Below are 18,204 nucleotides of genomic sequence, written 5' to 3' on the forward strand. Positions count from 1 at the left end.
GCTCAGCGCATGAAGAGTCCGCCGTTGACGTCCAGCGTGGCGCCGGTGACGTAGTTGCTGTCGTCGCTGGCGAGATAGAGCGCGGCGGCGCTGATGTCGTCCACCTCGCCGTAGCGGCCGAGCGCGATGCCCTTCTTCACCTCGGGCGAATAGTTCAGCACATCGGTCATGGCGGTCTCGATGGTGCCCGGCGCGATGGCGTTGACGTGGATGTTGTACGGCCCCAGCTGCTTGGCGGTGGCCTTGGTCAGGCACAGCACGCCGGCCTTGGTGACCGAATAGGTGACCTCGGCGGCGACGCCGCCCACCTGCCCCGCCACCGACGCCATGTAGATCACCTTGCCCGACTTGCGCGCCTTGGCGTGCGGGATGAAGGCCGAGGTCGCATGGACGTAGCCGAGCAGGTTGACGTCGATCACCTGCTGCCATTGCTCGGGCGTGATGTCTTCCAGCGGCTTGGCCGGGCGCACGATGCCGGCGTTGCACACCAGGATGTCGAGCTGGCCGAAGTGCCCGATGGCGCGCGCGATCATCTGCGCGTTGTCGCCGGCACGGCCGGTGTCGGCGCGCACGGCCAAGGTCTTCACGCCGAACTCGCCGGCGATGGCATCGGCGGCCGCGCCTGCGCCCGCTTCATCGAGATCGACGATGGCCACGTTGGCGCCTTCGCCGGCGAAACGCCGCGCGATGGCAAGACCAATGCCGCGCGCCGCCCCGGTGACGAGGGCGGTCTTTCCACTGAGTTTTTGCATGATGGTGTTCATGTGAATTGATAAGTCTTGTGCGCCTTGGCAAAGGCTTCGGCACTGAAGATCCAGGAGCCCTTCTGGCCGACCGGATCGTTGGTGCAGATCAGCAGCTGCCTGCTGTCGGGCGCCAGCATCGGATGCGTGGTCAGCAGGTGCTGTCCTTCATCGCGCCCCGGCAGCAGGAACTGCCCGATCGGGAAACCGTAGCGGTTGAACGCCATCACCCGCCCCTGGTAATACATCGCCACATACAGGTTGTCGTCGCTGTCGATGCTGCAGGAGTCCGGGCCGTGATAGCCGGTGAAGTGATACGGCACGCAGGTGCCGTAGGGCGCGATGGTCTTGCCGTCGGCCGCGAGATCAATGCGGTGCAGGCGGTTGGCGTTGGTCTCGGTGACCCACAGCACGCGCTCGTCGGTGGACAGCGCCACGCCGTTGGGGCCGGCCATGTTGCGCATCACCGGCGTCACCACCTCGTCGGCGGAAACATGAAAGACGCCGCCGGTAGGCTCGCAGGAGCTGCCGACGAAGTGCGTGAAGTAGAACCCGCCGTCGGAGGCGAACACGATGTCGTCCACCACATAATCCTGCAGGATGGTGCGCCGCCCGCTGCCGTCGGGATTGCAGATCAGCAGGCCGCCCTGCTTGAAGTCGCCCAGCAGCGAGATGTACAGCTGGCCGTTGCGGTGGATCTTCACGCTGGCCGGGTTCATGCCCGCGAGCTGGAACAGCGCCTTCGGCGTCCTGCCGCCCGGCTTGAGACTGAACACGGTGCCGCCGAACACCTCGAGGAAATACAGCGTGCCGCGGCGATCGAAGCACAGCCCTTCGAGCTGCAGGACTTCGTCCGACACCTTGCACCACGGCTCGGCCACCCGCGTGAGCAGGTTCTGTTCGGACGGCGGAATGGGCGCCGGCTTGCCCGGCGAATGCGCTGATGCGTTCATGATCTGGTCTCCGTCAAATGTGATGCGATGCTGCGCGCGCCGGCGGCCTGCCCTTGCGCATGGTTGAAGCATATCTGGCAGGGCACCAGGGGAACTGGTACAGTCCCAGACTATTTTCTCGACACCGAACCAGTCACATAACAGGTACAGTTGGAATGACCGCCGGCTCAAAAATCGAGCTCATCATGGAAGATGTGCTGGCCCGCCTGCGCAGCGGCGCGCTGCAAGCGGGCGACCGCCTGCGTTCGGTGCGCGAAGAATCCGAGCTGCAGGGCGTGGCCAAGAACACCGTGGTGGAGGCCTACCTGCGGCTGGTGGCGCAAGGCGTGGTGAACAGCAAACCCGGCGCCGGTTACTTCATCGCGCGCAACACGCCGCAGTTGAAGGCGCAGGCGATGCCCAGCTTCGCCGACGGCGCGCGCCGCGCCAAGATGATCCTCACCGAACAGCTGGAGCAGAGCCTGCCGATCCGCCCCGGCGACGGCCGCCTGCCGCCCGACTGGCTGGATCCGGCCGAGCAGCGCCGCGCCATCGCGCTGCCGCGCGTGGCCGCCTCCGACTCCTACAACAGCTCATGGGGCTTCCTGCCGCTGCGCGAACACCTGTGCGGCGTGCTGGCCGAGCGCGACATCCAGTGCCATCCCGGGCAGGTGCTGATGACCTACGGCGGCAACCACGGCACCGACCTGGTGATCCGCTGCTACGTGCGTCCCGGCGATGCGGTGCTGGTCGAAGAGCCCGGCTACTATCCGCTGTTCTGGAAGCTGGCCGCGGCCGGCGCGCGCATCGTCGGCGTGCGCCGCCTGCACGACGGCCCCGATCTGGCCGACCTGGACGAGAAGGCGCGCAGCTCCGGCGCGCGCATGTTCTTCACGCAGCCGCTGGCGCATAACCCGGTGGGCGGCTCGATCACTTCCGGCAACGCCTACGGCGTGATGAAGATCGCCGAGGCACGCAACCTGCTGCTGGTGGAGAGCGATCCCTTCGCCGACATCCTGCCCGTGACCGCGCCGCGCCTGGCCGCGCTGGACCAGCTCAAGCGCGTGATCTACGTCGGCTCCTTCTCCAAGACCCTGCCGGGCAGTTTCAGGGTCGGCTACGTGGCCGCCTCGCCCGATATCGCCGCCGAGCTCAACGAGATGAAGGTGATCACCATCATCTCCACCTCGGCCCAGAACGAGCGGCTGGTCTATTCGCTGATCCAGGACGCGCGCTACCTCAAGTACCTGCGCCGCCTGCGCGAACGCATCGCCGACGCCGCCGCGCAGACCGTGGCCGGTCTGGAGCAGGCGGGCTTTTCGGTGCCGCGACCGCTGGGCGACGGCTTCTACGTCTGGATCAGGTTCAGCGATGCCATGCGCGGCCAGGACATCTCGGCCCAGGCTGCGCGCCAGGGCATCTTCATCGCGCCGCCGGAAGCCTTCACCGTCTCACCGGACCAGGAACCGGGCACCCGCATCAACGTGGCCTACGGCTCCCATCCCGAGTTCCTGGCCTGGCTGGCGAAGCAGCGCTGAGCACGGCCGGGATGAGGAGAGTAAGACCGGAGCTCAGGGCTTCTTCGTCGCCGCGCACTTCGATTCCGCCAGCGGCGTGAAGGCGTCCTTGCCCGGGATGGTCGCCACCGTCTTCAGGTAGTCCCATGCGCCCTTGGACTCGCCCGGTTTCTTCACCTCGTAGAGATGGAAGTCGTGCACCATCTGGCCGTCGGCGCGCACCTCGCCCTTGGCGTACATGTCGTTGATGCCGGCACTGCGCAACTGCTTCATCACCTTGGCCGGCTCGTCGCTGCCGGCCGCCTTCACCGCCTTCAGGTAATTCATCGTGGCCGAGTAGTTGGCCGCCTGCAGGCTGTTGGGCATGCGCTTCATCTTGGCGAAGTAGCGCTTGGCGAAGGCGCGCGAGGCGTCGTCCTGGTCCCAGTACCACGACTCGGAGAGCAGCAGGCCCTGCGCATTCTTCAGGCCCAGGCTGTCGACGTTGTTCATGAACAGCAGGAGACCGGCCACCTTCATCGACTGGGTCAGGCCGAACTCGCGCGCGCCCTTGATGGCATTGAGCGTGTCGCTGCCCGAAGACGCCAGCGCCAGCACGTTGGCTTTGGACGACTGCGCCTGGATCAGGAAGGACGAGAAGTCCTCGGTATTGATCGGATGGCGCACGCGACCCAGCACCTTGCCGCCGTTCTCATTGACGACCTTGGTGGCCTCGCCTTCCAGCGAGTGGCCGAAGGTGTAATCGCTGGTCAGGAAGTACCAGGACTTGCCTCCCTGCTTCACCGTCGCACTGGCCAATGCACGCGCCACCGCCGTGGTGTTGTAGGCGTACTGCACCGTGTAGGGCGTGCACTCTTCATTGGTGAACTGCGGCGCGCCGGCCGACACCACCAGGAACACGAACTTCTTGCTCTCCACCAGGCGGTTCACCGCCAGCATCGCGGCCGAATTGGCGCCGCCCACCACCATGTCGACGTGCTGCACGTCGGCCCACTCGCGCACCTTGGCCGAGGCGTTGTCGGCCTTGTTCTGGTGGTCGGCCGAGAGGATCTCGATGGGCTTGCCGTTGACGTTGCCGCCGAAGTCGGCCACCGCCATGCGGATCGCCTCCAGCCCGCCGGGACCGTCGTTGTCGGCGAACGGACCGGACATGTCGGTCACGAAACCGATACGAACCTTGTCGTTGGTGATTTGCGCCTGCGCGCCGACGTGCCATGCGGCACAGACGGCCAGGCCGAGCAGAATGCGTTTCATTGTTTTTCCTGTGTGTCTTGATGATGCCCGCACTGGCGGCGGGTTGCGGTAAAGATGATGCGTGCGGCGATGACCGCGGGTCATGCCCGGTGAAGCTGGCGCTGCGTGGCCTGCATCCTGTCTCCTGTGCTTGTGTGGCAAAGACGCGCGGCGCATGGCCGGCGCTGTGTCGTTGCGCTGTGTCTTTGTTATTGCATTGCTGTTGCGTTGTTGTCGGCCAAGCATAGCCGCCCTCACCCGCGTGCGGCTGGTACAGTGGCGCGGATTTTTTTGGATGCCGTACCAGTGGGGCGACTGGCACGGCCCGCCACGGTGTTTCCGGGGCGCACGGTTGACCCGGCGCTGCTTACGTAATAATATGAGTTACATGAAACGAAGCGACCGCCTTTCCATTGCCCTGCACATCCTGCTGCACATGGGCCAGCGCACCGACGCGCCGATGACCTCGGAAGAGATCGCCGGCTGGGTCGGCACCAATCCCGTCGTCATCCGCCGCACCTTCGCCGGGCTGCGTGAAGCCGGCATCGTCACGTCCACCAAGGGCCACGGCGGCGGCTGGTCGCTGGCGCGGCCGATGGAGGAGATCAGCCTGCACCAGGTGCAGCAGGCCCTGGGCGAACGCCTGGTCACGCTGGGCGCGCGCGAGGAGTCGCCCGGCTGCCTGGTCGAGATCGCCGTCAACCGCGCGCTTGACGACGTGATGGAAGAAGCGAACCGCATCCTCGACCACCGCTTGGCCGGCATCACCCTGGCCGCACTGGCCAGGGATGTGGGCCCCCGCTTCCACGAGTGGCAACCGCCGCCGCATTGAGCGGCCTCCCGTTTTCCTTCGCCGTTTGAGTTCGCGCCTTGCCTGACAAGGCGCGCGGGTGGACTCGCGCCCGCATTTTCCACAAAGGAGCTTCCATGCAATACGATGTCATCGTCGTCGGCGCCAGCTTTGCCGGCGCATCGGCCGCCATGCAACTGGTGCGCGCCCGCCGCCAGGTCCTGATGATCGACGCCGGCCAGCCGCGCAACCGCTTCTCGCATGCCTCGCACGGTTTCCTCGGCCAGGACGGCACGCCGCCGCATGAAATCATGGCCATCGCCGTCGAACAGCTGATGGCCTACCCCAGCTTCGAACTGGTGGTGGCGCATGCCGAGCACGCCGCTGCCGACGCACAGGGCGTCAGCGTGACACTGGAAGACGGCCGCCGCTTGCGCGCCCGTCGCCTGATCCTGGCCACCGGCGTGCGCGACGAACTGCCCGCCATCCCCGGCCTGCAGGAGCGCTGGGGCCAGACGGCGATCCACTGTCCTTACTGCCACGGCTATGAAGTGCGCGACCGCAAGCTGGGCGTGATCGCCACCTCGCCGCTGTCGGCCCACCAGGGCATCATGCTGCCGGACTGGGGGCCGACCACCTACTTCACCCAAGGCCAGTTCGAGCCGGAAGAGGCCGAACTCAGGCAGATGCAAAAACGCGGCGTCGCCATCGAGCGCACGCCGGTGGTGGCCGTCATCGGCACAGCGCCCGAAATCGACGCGGTGCAACTGGCCGACGGTCGCGCGCTGGAGATCGGCGCGGTGTTCGTCGGGCCGCGCGTACACATGGCCAGCCCGCTGGCGATGCAGCTGGGCTGCGCTTTCGAGCAGGGTCCCATCGGCCCCTACATCCGCACCGATGACATGCGCCAGACCTCGGTGCCCAATGTGTTCGCCGCCGGCGACGCGGCCATGGTGTTCAGCAACGGCACCATGGCCTCGGCCTCGGGCGTGATGGCGGGCGTGAGCGCGCACCGTTCGCTGGTCATGGAATAAGTCATGACACAAACACCGTGCACATGAAAAAAAAGGGCGCCGTCATGGCGCCCTTTTTCCTTGAAGCCGCTGCGCTCCCGGATCACATGCCCATATAACGACCCGGACGATGGTTCAGCGCGATCACCAGGTTGGCCACCACCGCGCCCAGGATCGATGCCGCCAGCACCACCGGCGTCACCACGAACAGCGACGCCAGCACGATCACCACATCCACGCCCATCTGCAGCTTGCCCGCGCGCAGGCCGTAGCGGTCCTGCAGGAACAGCGTCACCACATTGACGCCGCCCAGGCTGGCGCCATGGCGAAACAGCATCACGAAGCCGCTGCCGATCAGCAGGCCGCCGAGCACCGCGCTGTAGAACAGGTTCAGCCTGTCGTAGGCGATGAACTGCGGATGCAGCAGCGAGAAGCCCGACACCAGCGCCACCGCGCAGAAGGTCTTGGCCATGAAGCGCATCCCCATGCGGCGAAACGCGAAGTAGTAGAACGGGATGTTGATGGCGAAAAACACCACGCCGAACGGCAGCCCCGACAGGTAATGGACCAGGAACGCCAGGCCCGCGGTGCTGCCGGTCAGCAGGCCGACGTGGGTGTACATGTTCACCCCCAGCGAGATGAACAGCGTGCCGGCCACCAGCGCCAGCGCGTCTTCATACACCCGGTGCCGCACATCGGGCTGCGCCTTCAGCAATGCCTCAGCCACGCAGCACCTCGGCCATGGTCTCGGCCACGCGCGCGACGTTGCCGTCGTTCAGGCCGGCCACGCAGATGCGTCCGGTGGCGATCGCGTACACGCCGAACTCGTTGCGCAGGCGCTCCACCTGCGCGGCGCTCAGGCCGGTGTAGCCGAACATGCCGTGCTGCTTCAACAGGAAGGAGAAATCCTGGTCCGGCACCGCCGTCTTCAGCTGCGCCGCCAGCTTGCTGCGCATGTCGCGCACGCGCAGGCGCATCTCCTCGACCTCGGCGCGCCACTGGGCGGCCAGCGTCGCATCCGACAGCACCCGCGCCACCAGCAGCGCGCCGTGCATCGGCGGGCTGGAGTAATTGCGGCGCACGGTCAGCTTCAGCTGGCCCAACACGTTGGCCGCCTGGTCCTTCTGCGGGCAGAACACCGACAAGGCGCCCACGCGCTCGCTGTACAGCGAGAAGATCTTGGAGAAGGAGTTGCTGAGGAAGAAGGCGATGCCGCGGCGCACGCACTCGCGCACCGGCCAGATGTCCGCCTCCAGGCTTTCGGCGAAGCCCTGGTAGGCCAGGTCGAAGAACGGCAGCAGGCCGCGCTTCTCGATCACGGCGACGATCTGCTCCCATTGCTCGCGCGTGGGATCGACGCCGGTCGGGTTGTGGCAGCACGGATGCAGCAGCACCACCGCGCCGCGCGGCAGCGAGTCGATCTTGCCCAGCATCCCATTGAAGTCCAGGCCGCGGGTGGCGGCGTCGTAGTAGGGATAACGCTCGACCTTGAAACCGGCGCCTTCGAAGATGCCGATGTGGTTGTCCCAGGTCGGATCCGGAATCCACACGGTCGGCTGCGGGAAGAAGCGCGCGATCAGGTCAGCCCCCACCTTCAGCGCGCCCGAGCCGCCCAGGGTCTGGACCACGGCCAGGTGCTCCGGCGCCGGCAGGTCGGCGCCGAACAGCAGCTGCGCCACCGCCTGGCGATAGCCGCCGTGGCCCTCCATGGGCAGGTAGACGTAGGGCTTCACCTCCTTTGCGATCTCCGCCGCCGCCGTGCGCACCGAAGGCAGCACCGGCACGATGCCGCGGCCGTCGGTATAGATGCCGATGCTGAGGTTGACCTTGTTGGCGCGCTCGTCGCGCTGGAACACCTCCATCAGGCTGAGGATGGGGTCGCCGGCATACGGGGGAAGATGGGAAAACATGATGGCCTCGTGGAAACAGAAACAAAAAGCGGATACCGGCGCAATGCCGGTAATCCGCTATGTTAGCGCGTCGCGGGCGAAATCGGGAACGGACCGCTCGGGCGGCGGTTCACGCCGTGGCCGCCGGCGCGGCGACGCTGCGGTCGTCGATCGGGAAATGCAGCAGCGCCGCCAGCACGCCCGCGGCGAAGGTCGCGCCCCACAGCAGCGAATACGATCCGGTCAGGTCCAGCACCAGCCCGCCCAGCCATACGCCGAGGAAGGATCCCAGCTGGTGGCTCAGGAAGCACACGCCGAACAGCGTGCCCATGTGGCGCGTGCCGAAGATGCGCGCCACCAGGCCGGTGGTGAGCGGCACCGTGCCCAGCCAGGCCAGCCCCATCACGGCGGCGAACAGCGTCACCGACAGCTGGCTCTTGGGCGCCAGGAAGAACAGGCCGATGGCCGCGCTGCGCAACAGGTAAAGCCAGCCGAGCACGCGCTGCTGGCGAAAGCGCCCGCCCAGCCAGCCGCATGCCCAGCTGCCGGCCATGTTGAACAGCCCGATCAGCGCCAGCGCGGTGGCCGCCAGGCCCATCGGCATATGGCACAGCTCCAGGTAGCCGGGCAGATGGGTGGCGATGAAGGCCAGCTGGAAACCGCAGGCGAAGAAGCCCACCGTCAGCAGCCGGTAGCCGCGATGGCGGCAGGCCTGCGACACCACCTCGCGCAACGAGAAGTTCAGGCCCGGGTCGGCGGCCGCGGCCAGCGCCGACGGCCGCCTGCCCAGGGCCAGCCCGAGCGGCGCGGTGGCCAGCACCAGCAATGCCAGCACCATCAGCGCCACGGTGATGCCCGACGCTGAACGCATGCCCTGCACCAGCGGCACCATCAGAACCTGGCCCAGGGATCCGCCGGCGCTGGCCAGTCCCATGGCCATGCTGCGCCGCTCGGGCGCCACGTTGCGCCCCACCGCGGTCAGCACCACCCCGAAGCTGGTGCAGCTGATGCCCACGCCGATGAACACGCCCATGCCCAGCACCAGCAGCCAGCCGCTGGAGGCCAGCGCCGTCATGGCCAGGCCGGCGGCATACGCCGCGGCGCCGAAGGCCACCACCGGCGCCGGCCCCCAGCGGTCGGTCGCGGCGCCCGCCAGCGGCTGGGCGAATCCCCAGACGAGGTTGTGCAGGGCGATGGCGAACGCGATCAGCGTGACCGGCAGGCCGTAGTCATAGGACAGCGGGCTGATGAACAGGCCGAAGGTCTGGCGCGAGCCCAGCGCCATGCTCATCACCACCGCGCCGGCGGCGACGATGAGATAGATCTTGCGACCGGGAAAGGCAGAGGCGGAGGCTGAAGTAGACATGGACATGGGCTTGGCGCGAAGGTGACGATGCCCACATTGAATCGCCGCCGCGCCGCTGGCTCAAGCGAGATTTGCGCGCGCTGGCATGCGCGGCGTGCATGCGAGATGCGCACGCAACGTGCAAGGCACACGCAAAAGAAGCGGGGCCGCCGCTTGCCGGCGGCAGCCCCGCTCTGACCTTCTTCGACCGCGCCTACTGGTCGGCGAACTTGGCCGAGATCATCCGCACCAGGATCGCCCCCAGCACCATGAAGGCGCCCACCGCATACAGGCCGATCTTGACGTTGCCGGTGGCGTCGTTGAGCCAGCCCACCATGTAGGGCGAGACGAAGCCGGCCAGGTTGCCCACGCAGTTGATGGTGGCGATGCCGGCCGCCGCCGAGGTGCCGGCCAGGAAGGCCGAGGGGATGCCCCAGAACAGCGACAGCGCCGACAGCGTGCCGGCCGTGCCGACCGACAGGCCGATCACCGCCAGCGTCGGATCGCGGCCGATGTAGCCGCTGAAGGCCAGGCCGAGGGCGCCGATCACCAGCGCCACCGAGAAGTGCATGCGGCGCGAACGGTAGCGGTCGGCGGTGATGCCGGTGATGATGATGGCCGGGATGGCGACCAGGTAGGGAATCGCCGAGAGCCAGCCGATCGTGGTGTTGTCGGTGATGCCCGAGCCCTTGATGATGGACGGCAGCCAGAAGCTCACGCCGTACAGCCCGATGATCTGGCAGAAGTACACCAGACACAGCTTCCACAGGCGACTGTCGCGCAGGAACGAGGCCGAGCTCTCATGGGTGGTCTTGGCGCTGTCTTCGCGGCGGATCTCTTCGATCACCTGGCGCTTCTCCTCGCTGGAGAGCCACTGCGCCTGCTCCGGCTTGTCCACCATCAGGAACAGCACGGCGATGCCCGCCACCAGCGAGGGAATCGCCTCGATCAGGAACAGCCACTGCCAGCCGCGCATCACCGCCGATTGCGAGAAGGCGTCCAGGATCCAGCCCGACAGCGGGCCGCCCACCACGCCCGCCAAGGGGATCGCGATGTAGTAGAAGCCCAGCGCGAAGCCGCGCTTCCTGGCCGGGAACCAGTAGGTCAGGTACAGCATGATGCCCGGCGAAAAACCGGCCTCGGCCACGCCCAGCAGGAAGCGCGCGACGTAGAACTGCGTGGGCGTCTGCACGAACAGCGTGGCCGCCGAGATCACCGCCCAGGTGATCATGATGCGGGCGATCCAGACGCGCGCGCCGACCTTGTGCAGGATCAGGTTGCTGGGCACTTCGAAGATGAAGTAGCCGATGAAGAAAATGCCCGCGCCCAGGCCGTAGATGGCATCGCTGAACTGCAGGTCGTTCATCATCTGCAGCTTGGCGAAGCCGACGTTGACGCGGTCGAGATAGGCGCACAGGTAGCACAGCACGATAAACGGCATGATGCGCCACGAGATCCTGCGGTAGACGTCGAAGCGTCCGGCATGCGCACCGGGGTGCGCCATCGTATGTTGAGTCATGTCTCCTCCGGGTGCCCTGTTTTTGCGGGCTTATCGAGGTTGGCGAATGGGAGGGACGGCATGCGCCGCGCTCCCGTGTGGGATGTGATCCTTGTTGCGGGTGATGCGAAACGGATAAAAAAATCGATGCGGGCCGACCGGGACGACCGATCCCGGCCGGTCCCGCATCAAGGGAGAAGCGATGCAGCGGGTGCAGCGGTAGAACCTCGCGCGGGCCTTGTGCTTGTTATCGATGGCGCCGGCGCGAGGCGGCCTGGCGCAAGACTCAGGCGGCCTTCTTGTGCTCGGTGACGATGCCCAGCTCGCGCGCGAAGAGGGCTTCCATCTCGCGGCGCACGCGCACGGCTTCCTTGCTGGCGTCGAAGTCGACGTCGCTCCAGCGCACCGCCTGGCCGGCCGGGATGTCGTTCTTCAACACCATGTTGTGCGCCAGGCCGATCGGCAGCGCGCCCACCCGCAGCGAATCGGCCGCCGGCATCAGCTTGCCGTAGACCGTGAAGCCGCCCTCGCCGTCCAGCTTCTCGCCGGCCTTCAGCGCGCGCTTGGCGGTGGCGGCGACGTCGCCGCTCCAGTTGGTGGTGGCGCCGGTGGCTTCGTTGCGCACGGCGATGCTGGCCACCGAGATGCCCAGCTCCAGGCCGATCAGGTGATAAGGCTTGTAGGTGGCGGCGAAGCGGCCGCTGGCGTCGGTCTTCAGGCCGTATTGGGCGAAGCAGTCCTTGACGTAGTCGCTGGGCGCCTCGAACACGGCGTACACGCCCCAGCGCAGGTCGCGGAACACCGGGCGGCCGTCGCGCTCCAGCGAGGACAGCACTTCCACCGTGCCGCGCTGTTGCAGGATGCCGCCGTCGGCCTTGGCGCGCAGCAGGGTCGGCATGTCGTCCACGCCGCAGGCCGGGAACATCAGGCCGTCGGTGGGCGGCACCAGCTCGCAGCCGTTGGAGACGGCGGCCATTTCCAGCGCCGACTTGGTGCCGTCGAGGAAGGAGTTGAACATCTGCGCGTTGAAGTCGCCGCCGGCCACCTGCTCCTCCGAGAAGCCGTAGTGGCCCCACACGGTGTCGGGCGTGGACTGGTGATAGATCGGCAGGTACTTGGTGCCCTTGCCGGCGCAGATCACTTCCATGCCGATGGTGCGGGCCCAGTCCACCAGCTCGGCGATCAGCGCCGGCTGGTCGCCCGAGGCCATCGAATAGATGATGCCGGCTTCCTCGGCACGGCGCGCCAGGTAGGGGCCGGCCAGCACGTCGGCCTCGACGTTGACCATGATGATGTGCTTCTTGTGCTCGCAGCACAGCAGCGCGTGGTGGATGCCGGCGGCCGGGCTGCCGGTGGCGTCGATGACGATGTCGACGGCGTCGCTGGCGATCATGGCGTCGGCGTCATCGGTGATGAAGGTGCCGCCGCTGCGCACCGCCTCCTGCAGCGACCTGGCCTGGTAGCGCGGTTCTTCCCAGCCCACGCGCGCCAGCGAGGCGCGGGCGCGCTGCGGTGACAGGTCGGCCACCGCCACCAGGTGGATGCCGGGCGTGCGCGGCGCCTGCGAGAGATACATGGAACCGAACTTGCCGGCGCCGATGACGCCGACGCGGACGGGTTTTCCATTGGCGGCGCGCGCCTTCAATTGCCTGATGAGCGACATGTCTTGGTCTCCGTTGATATGTTGAATGGTGGCCGGCTGGCTCGCCAGCCGGCATGGGCGGTGCTGCCGGGCGTCTCGATGCGCCCCGTGCCGCCTGCCGGAGCAAAAGATAGCACCGCCATTTTCGCAATCCAATATGTAAAATCGAAAGCAGTCTGTGCGAAAATCCACATGTCGGCGCCGTCGGGGAATGGGACCATCAACAACAGGAACGCGCGCCGGCGCCAGCCAACCAGCCACGCACGGGCAGCTGTTCACGGCCGCGCCGGGAGCAGGCTCCAAGACAAGGGGAAAGCATGACGCAAGACCTGAGCAATTTCGATACGGTGCTGTTCATCGCCGACGGCGCTTCGGCGCCGCTGCTGGACACGAAGAAATTCCCGTACATGTTCAACGACAACGGCCGCGGCCGGCAGACCGAGGACATCTGCGGCCGCCTGATCGAGCTGGCGCCGGACGCGCCGGAACTGGAACGCGGCGCCACCTACCGCGACATCGCCCACTGGCCGCGCCAAATCACGCCCAAGGATTACCCGGCCTACGAGATCACCGAATTCGATTTCCGCGTGCCCGAGGTGCGCTACGAGCCGCTGCCGGCCACCCCGGAAAACGCCCAGGCCTTCGGCGCCACGCTGCTGCGCAGCGGCGAGTGCATCCGCTTTCCGTACGACGGCCTGGTCATGTCCGACTACACCTACGGCAAATGGGCCGGCTACGAGTCGCCCTATCTCGGCGACGGCCGCAGCCGCGAGCTGCTGACCTGGAACGCCACCGACCTCGAATATCACGACTTCGCCCACATCTTCTTCTCCCAGGGGCCGCTGCCGCTGGTGATCACGGTGGCGCGCTGGCGCCCGTACGTCAACCAGATCAGCCTGGCCGACCTGTGGGTGGCGCCGGGCGACGCGCTGGTGCTGCCGCCCAAGGTGATGCCGCCGCCGCCCACGCAGCACATGGGCCCGGAAGAAAAACGCCGGCTGGTGGTGGACATGCACAACAACCGCAATTCGGCCCAGGCCTGCCGCCGCTACGACGGTCCGCCTTCGCTGGCGACGGCCACCGTGCTGGGCGACGACCAGGTGATGTCGGCGCCGCTGACGCGCCCGTACTACCACGAAGAGAAGCAACCCACCTGGCACGGCATGCTCAAGTGGCCGTGATGCAGGAATAAGGAGGAACGCGCATGGGCGACTTCAACTGGAACGACCTGCAGGCCTTCCTCACCATGGCGCGCGCCGGTCGCCTGACGGTAGCCGCGCAGCGCCTGGGCGTGGACCATTCCACGCTGAGCCGGCGCATCGCGGCGCTGGAGGCCGCCCTGGGCGTGCCGCTGTTCGAGCGGCGCGCGGTCGGCTTCGTGCTCACGCCCGAGGGCGAGCGCCTGATCGGCGACGCCGAGGCGATCGAAACGCTGGCGCTGCGCATGCGCGCCACGCTCGACGACGGCGCCGCCAGCCTGACCGGCACGGTGCGCATCGGCACGCCCGAAGGCTTCGGCACCTACTTCCTGGCGCCGCGCATCGAGCGCCTGACCGGCGCGCACCCGGGCCTGGAGATCGAACTGGTGGCCAATCCGCGCTCCTTCAGCCTGACCAAGCGCGAGGCCGACCTCGCGGTCAGCATGGCGCGCCCGGCACAAGGCCGGGTGTACGCCAAGAAGCTGGTGGACTATGCGCTGGGCCTGTATGCGGCGCCCGCCTATCTCGAGCGCAAGGCCAAGATCCGCAAGCGCGCCGACCTGGCCGGGCTGCACTGGATAGGTTATGTGGAAGACCTGATGTGGACGCCGGAGCTGGACTACCTGCCCCAGGTCTCGCGCGAGATCAGCGCCCACCTGCGGGTGTCCAATGTGATCACCCAGATGATGGCGCTGGCCGGCGGCGCCGGCATCGGCGTGCTGCCGCACTTCATGGCGCGCAACGAGCCGGGGCTGGTGCGGGTATTGCCGGACGAGGTGCGACTGACGCGCTCCTACTGGCTGGTGACCCACGCCGACACGCGCGACCTGGCGCGGGTCGAGCGGGTGACGCAGTTCATGCGGGAGCAGCTGCGCGAGGCGGGCGAAGCATTCTGGATGGCCTGAGGGCGCCTGCCGCGCGGCGGTGTTCGCGCTACGGCAGGCCGGGCCGCATTACTGCTGACCCAGTTCCCGGTACAGCTCGTTGGCCCGCGTCAGGTGCGCGCGCATGGCTTCGGCGGCGGCGTCGCCGTCATGCGCGGCGATCGCCTCGACGATGCGCAGGTGCTCGGCCAGGGTCAGTTCTTCCGCACCCGGCGCGCGCACCAGGGTGGTGTAGAACTCGCTGGCCCAGCGGAACATCGACTCGACGATGGAAGGGAAGATGGGATTGCCGCTGATGTCGGCGATCTCGCGGTGGAAGGCCATGTCGCGCTCGATGAACTCTTCCAGGTTGACCATCGAGGCGCGGTGCTCGTCGATGGCCTGGCGCAGGCGCGCGACCTGGGCCTCGGTGGCGCGCTCGGCGGCCATGCGGGCGGTGCTGGTCTCCAGGAACACGCGCGCCTCCTTCATGTGCTTCAACATGTCGGGCTTGGTGCGCAGCAGGTGCTGGGCGCCGGCGGCGATCTGGGCGATCAGGCGCTCTGCGGTCGGGTCGACCACGCGGGCGCGCTCGCCATGGGCGATCTCGACGAAGCCGGAGCGCTCCATCGCCTGCAATGCCTCGCGCACCGCGGGACGGCCCACGCCGTACTGTTCCATCAATTCGCGCTCGGACGGCAGCTGCGATCCGGGCGGAAGTTCGCCGTTGTGGATGCGTTCCATCAGGCGCTCCAGGACTTCCTGGTATAGCTTGCGTCGCTGTATCGGTTCCGGCATGGGAAAACTTGTCTCTGTGGAGGTTGTAGGTATTGGACGCGCACTCTACCACAATCCCAGTCCCAGTCTGACTTTGCGGCGATTTGCCGCAGCCCGCGCGGCAGCCTCGCCTCAGTGGCCCGCGCGCCCCTCCAGCACGTCGCCGAAGAAGCTGCGCGCGCCCACCTGGCCGCCCTTGAGCACCAGCTCCAGGCCGTCGCGGCGGGGATGCTCCGACCAGGCCCGGCACAGCGGCGCGCCCGGCGCCAGGCCCGCGCAGACCGACAGCGCCGCGATGTCCAGCGCGCCGGCCACTTCGCCGGAGCTGTCGCCGCCGGCGATGGCAATGCGTCTGAGGTCGTTGGCGTCCAGGATGCGCCGCATCACCTCCGCCAGCGCCACGCCCACGGCCCGCGCCGCCTCGTGGCGCGGCATGCCGGCCTGTTGGGCGATGGCGTCGAAGCCGGTGACCGAAGGATCGTCCGGCCCTTCGGCCGAAAACACCAGCGGGCTGCGCCCGGCGCCGATGGCCTCGCCCGCGCGCGCTACCAGCCGCGCCAGCTCCGCCTCACGCGTGCCTTGGCCCAGCACCGCCGACAGGTCCATGCGCTCGGCGGCGAAGCCATGCTCGCGCGCCCAGGCGATCTGCCCGGCCGTCACCGGCGAGCAGCTGCCGCTGACCGCGGCGATCACCGGCACGGCGCCGGCCCTGGGCAAGGACGGCTGCGGCGGGATCCAGCCGCGCGCGCGCCAGTAGGCGGCCAGCGCGTATTGCAAACCCGAGGACGAGGCGCTGAACACGCCGGCGCCCTTCTCCTGCCACACCAGCCGTCCGGCTTCGCGCAGCGTTTCTTCATCCAGCACGTCGACCAGCACCACCGGCTTGTCGCCGCCGCGCAGCGACTGCAGGCGCTCGTGGGCGACGGCGGCGCCCTCGCGCAGCTGCACCATGTCCACCAGTTCGATGCGGCGCGCGGTCTGGCACGCGAGATGACGGCGCAGGTCGGCCTCGTCCATGGGCGTGACCGGATGGCGCGCCATGGTGGGATGGCGGTCCAGCCGGTGGCCCACGCCATCCACCGCGGCGAACAGGTTGCCGAACATCTGGTAGCGCTTCAGGCGCGGCGCACCCACCACCATCGGCGACCAGTCGCCCGGCATATGGCGCGCGCCGATGTCGACCGCGCGGCCGATGGAGCCGGTGGCGGCCGACGAGTCGAAGGTGGAGCACACCTTGTATTGCATCAGCGGCGGGCGCAACGCCGCCAGCGCCTCGAAGGCCGGCGGCAGGTGCTCGTCCATCCACTGCGGCGAACGCCCGCGCGAGGAGCCGGCGATGCCGATGCAGCGCGCATCCGAAAAGCGCGCCAGCATGGCCGCGTCCGGCGTGCGCAGGAACAGCACGGTGGACAGCCCGGCCGCCGTCATCACTTCCATGGCGTCGGTGGAGCCGGTGAAGTCGTCGCCGTAGTAGGCCAGCAGCAGGCCGGCCGGCAGCGCGCTATCGGCGGGCATGCTCATTTCCAGAATCCCAGCGCCGCCTGCAGCGCCTTGTTGCCCCTGGCGTGCTGCGCCAGCGGCACGCCTTCCATGGCGGCCACCCAGGCCTCGCGCAAGGCCTCGACGCCGGCCGACACGCCTTGCGGATGGCCGAAGATGCCGCCGCCGGCGGTGTGGATCAGGTCGGCGCAACCGATGGCCGCATAAGTGTCGGCCGCCTGCAGCCCGGTCTGGCCGGAGCTGAACACCGGCATCGTGGACACCATGTCGGCGCCCTCGATCACCGGCGCCAGCACCGAGCGCGCGGCGGCGACGACGCTCTCGTCGGGCTCGCTGAATTTGTTGCTCAGGCCGTTGACGTGCATGTGGTCGGCACCGGCCAGGCGCCACAGCTGCTGCCACGGCGCGTAGTCCCAGCCCAGCTGCGGGCTGCGCGTGAGATAGCCCCAGCCGGCGCGGTGCGCGTGGATCGGCACCTGGGCGTGGCGGCGCAGCTCGCGCAGGCCGACCAGGCCGATGGAGTTCAGCACGGCCATGGCGCAGGTGCCGCCTTCGGCCACGATCAGGTCGTGGCGGCGGCGCATCTCGTCCAGGTCGCCGGTGAGGTTGAAGGCCATCATGACCTTTTTGCCGGTGCGCTCGGCGTGCTCGTTGATGACGCGCATGACGGCGCGCACCCGCTCGTCGAACGGGCAGCGGCCGCCGTCGGCCTGCAGCTCGTCATCCTTGATGAAGTCGATGCCGCCGGCCACCAGTTCGCGCACCTGCTGCACCGTCTCTTCCACCGACAGGCCGATGCTGGGCTTGATGATGGTGCCGATCAGCGGGCCGCGCTCCACGCCGGTCAGCCGACGCGTGCCTTCGATGCCGAAAGCCGGTCCGGGATAGGCGTCGGCAAAGGCCTTGGGCAGCTTCAGCCCGGTCAGGCGCAGGCCCGAGACCTGGCGCAGCTCGAACAGGTTGCCGGCAATCGTCGACATCAGGTTGGGCAGCGAGGCGCCGGTGTTCTCCAGCGGCCAGGACAGCTCCAGCTCGCACTGGGTGTAGCGCTCGGAACGCATGCCGCCCGGCAGGCTGGGCTCCTTGCTGTGGCCGAGGATGTTGATGCGCTCGACGCGGGCGCCGGAGCGCTCCTTCAATTCGGGCGTTTCGGTGGCCAGGGCGACGAAGGTGCCGCTCGATTGTTCTCCGGCGATGACCTCGGCGGCGCGCGCGGGGTCGTCGCCGGTTTCCAGCCAGTAGCTGGCGTAGATGCGTTCCATG

The 18,204-nt window shown here is 67.9% G+C and carries 16 protein-coding genes; 5 read left to right on the plus strand and 11 right to left on the minus strand.

Going from position 1 to position 18,204, the window contains the following annotated elements:
* Window positions 1–2: 2 nt before the first annotated feature.
* Together CEJ42_RS23465 and CEJ42_RS23470 are read right to left on the minus strand one after the other, a co-directional pair.
* On the minus strand, window positions 3–764 hold the full coding sequence (locus CEJ42_RS23465) for an SDR family NAD(P)-dependent oxidoreductase (RefSeq protein WP_088752734.1): 762 nt from the start codon (window positions 762–764) through the stop codon (window positions 3–5).
* Window positions 761–1,696 carry an SMP-30/gluconolactonase/LRE family protein gene (locus tag CEJ42_RS23470; protein ID WP_088752735.1) on the minus strand — a complete coding sequence of 312 codons (936 nt, stop codon included), beginning with the start codon at window positions 1,694–1,696 and terminating at the stop codon, window positions 761–763. Before CEJ42_RS23470 ends, CEJ42_RS23465 begins: the two co-directional genes overlap by 4 nt.
* A 185-nt stretch (window positions 1,697–1,881) precedes the next feature.
* On the opposite strand from CEJ42_RS23470, the gene CEJ42_RS23475 reads away from it, so the two are divergent.
* Complete coding sequence (locus tag CEJ42_RS23475) at window positions 1,882–3,213, plus strand: aminotransferase-like domain-containing protein (protein ID WP_165774495.1); 1,332 nt, start codon at window positions 1,882–1,884, stop codon at window positions 3,211–3,213.
* 33 nt (window positions 3,214–3,246) lie between these two features.
* On the opposite strand, the gene CEJ42_RS23480 is transcribed toward CEJ42_RS23475, so the two are convergent.
* Window positions 3,247–4,446 carry an ABC transporter substrate-binding protein gene (locus tag CEJ42_RS23480; protein ID WP_088752737.1) on the minus strand — a complete coding sequence of 400 codons (1,200 nt, stop codon included), beginning with the start codon at window positions 4,444–4,446 and terminating at the stop codon, window positions 3,247–3,249.
* 367 nt (window positions 4,447–4,813) lie between these two features.
* On the opposite strand from CEJ42_RS23480, the gene CEJ42_RS23485 reads away from it, so the two are divergent.
* Together CEJ42_RS23485 and CEJ42_RS23490 are read left to right on the plus strand one after the other, a co-directional pair.
* Complete coding sequence (locus CEJ42_RS23485) at window positions 4,814–5,257, plus strand: RrF2 family transcriptional regulator (RefSeq protein WP_088752750.1); 444 nt, start codon at window positions 4,814–4,816, stop codon at window positions 5,255–5,257.
* Between the two features lie 95 nt (window positions 5,258–5,352).
* Window positions 5,353–6,249 carry an FAD-dependent oxidoreductase gene (locus CEJ42_RS23490; RefSeq protein ID WP_088752738.1) on the plus strand — a complete coding sequence of 299 codons (897 nt, stop codon included), beginning with the start codon at window positions 5,353–5,355 and terminating at the stop codon, window positions 6,247–6,249.
* 82 nt (window positions 6,250–6,331) lie between these two features.
* Here the strand turns inward: CEJ42_RS23490 and CEJ42_RS23495 are convergent, their stop codons facing one another.
* The 5 genes from CEJ42_RS23495 to CEJ42_RS23515 form a co-directional block, all read right to left on the minus strand.
* The gene (locus CEJ42_RS23495) at window positions 6,332–6,955 is read right to left on the minus strand and encodes a YitT family protein (protein ID WP_079215880.1); all 624 of its coding nucleotides are present in this window, start codon (window positions 6,953–6,955) and stop codon (window positions 6,332–6,334) included.
* The gene (locus CEJ42_RS23500; RefSeq protein WP_079215881.1) at window positions 6,948–8,138 is read right to left on the minus strand and encodes an amino acid aminotransferase; all 1,191 of its coding nucleotides are present in this window, start codon (window positions 8,136–8,138) and stop codon (window positions 6,948–6,950) included. Before CEJ42_RS23500 ends, CEJ42_RS23495 begins: the two co-directional genes overlap by 8 nt.
* A gap of 109 nt (window positions 8,139–8,247) precedes the next feature.
* Window positions 8,248–9,483, minus strand: a complete 1,236-nt coding sequence (locus CEJ42_RS23505) for an MFS transporter (RefSeq protein ID WP_088752751.1) — start codon at window positions 9,481–9,483, stop codon at window positions 8,248–8,250.
* A 193-nt stretch (window positions 9,484–9,676) separates the two neighbouring features.
* Window positions 9,677–10,981, minus strand: a complete 1,305-nt coding sequence (locus CEJ42_RS23510) for an MFS transporter (protein WP_207760477.1) — start codon at window positions 10,979–10,981, stop codon at window positions 9,677–9,679.
* A 265-nt stretch (window positions 10,982–11,246) separates the two neighbouring features.
* Window positions 11,247–12,623 carry an NAD(P)H-dependent oxidoreductase gene (locus tag CEJ42_RS23515; RefSeq protein ID WP_079215883.1) on the minus strand — a complete coding sequence of 459 codons (1,377 nt, stop codon included), beginning with the start codon at window positions 12,621–12,623 and terminating at the stop codon, window positions 11,247–11,249.
* 296 nt (window positions 12,624–12,919) lie between these two features.
* On the opposite strand from CEJ42_RS23515, the gene CEJ42_RS23520 reads away from it, so the two are divergent.
* A complete protein-coding gene (locus CEJ42_RS23520; protein WP_079215884.1) occupies window positions 12,920–13,783 on the plus strand; it encodes a hypothetical protein in 864 nt (287 codons plus the stop codon).
* 23 nt (window positions 13,784–13,806) lie between these two features.
* Window positions 13,807–14,706 carry a LysR family transcriptional regulator gene (locus CEJ42_RS23525; protein ID WP_079215885.1) on the plus strand — a complete coding sequence of 300 codons (900 nt, stop codon included), beginning with the start codon at window positions 13,807–13,809 and terminating at the stop codon, window positions 14,704–14,706.
* A gap of 48 nt (window positions 14,707–14,754) precedes the next feature.
* Here the strand turns inward: CEJ42_RS23525 and CEJ42_RS23530 are convergent, their stop codons facing one another.
* The 3 genes from CEJ42_RS23530 to CEJ42_RS23540 all read right to left on the minus strand — a co-directional run bounded on the left by CEJ42_RS23530 (window position 14,755) and on the right by CEJ42_RS23540 (window position 18,203).
* Window positions 14,755–15,462: a transcriptional regulator NanR gene (locus tag CEJ42_RS23530; RefSeq protein ID WP_079215886.1), complete on the minus strand. Its 708-nt coding sequence runs from the start codon at window positions 15,460–15,462 to the stop codon at window positions 14,755–14,757.
* 111 nt (window positions 15,463–15,573) lie between these two features.
* The gene (oiaK, locus tag CEJ42_RS23535) at window positions 15,574–16,962 is read right to left on the minus strand and encodes a 3-oxo-isoapionate kinase OiaK (protein ID WP_088752740.1); all 1,389 of its coding nucleotides are present in this window, start codon (window positions 16,960–16,962) and stop codon (window positions 15,574–15,576) included.
* Window positions 16,959–18,203 carry a ribulose-bisphosphate carboxylase large subunit family protein gene (locus CEJ42_RS23540; RefSeq protein WP_088752741.1) on the minus strand — a complete coding sequence of 415 codons (1,245 nt, stop codon included), beginning with the start codon at window positions 18,201–18,203 and terminating at the stop codon, window positions 16,959–16,961. Before CEJ42_RS23540 ends, oiaK begins: the two co-directional genes overlap by 4 nt.
* Between the last annotated feature and the right edge of the window lies 1 nt (window position 18,204).

Origin of the sequence: Herbaspirillum robiniae (assembly GCF_002213415.1) — a bacterium.
GTDB classification, from domain to species: Bacteria; Pseudomonadota; Gammaproteobacteria; order Burkholderiales; family Burkholderiaceae_D; genus Herbaspirillum; species Herbaspirillum robiniae.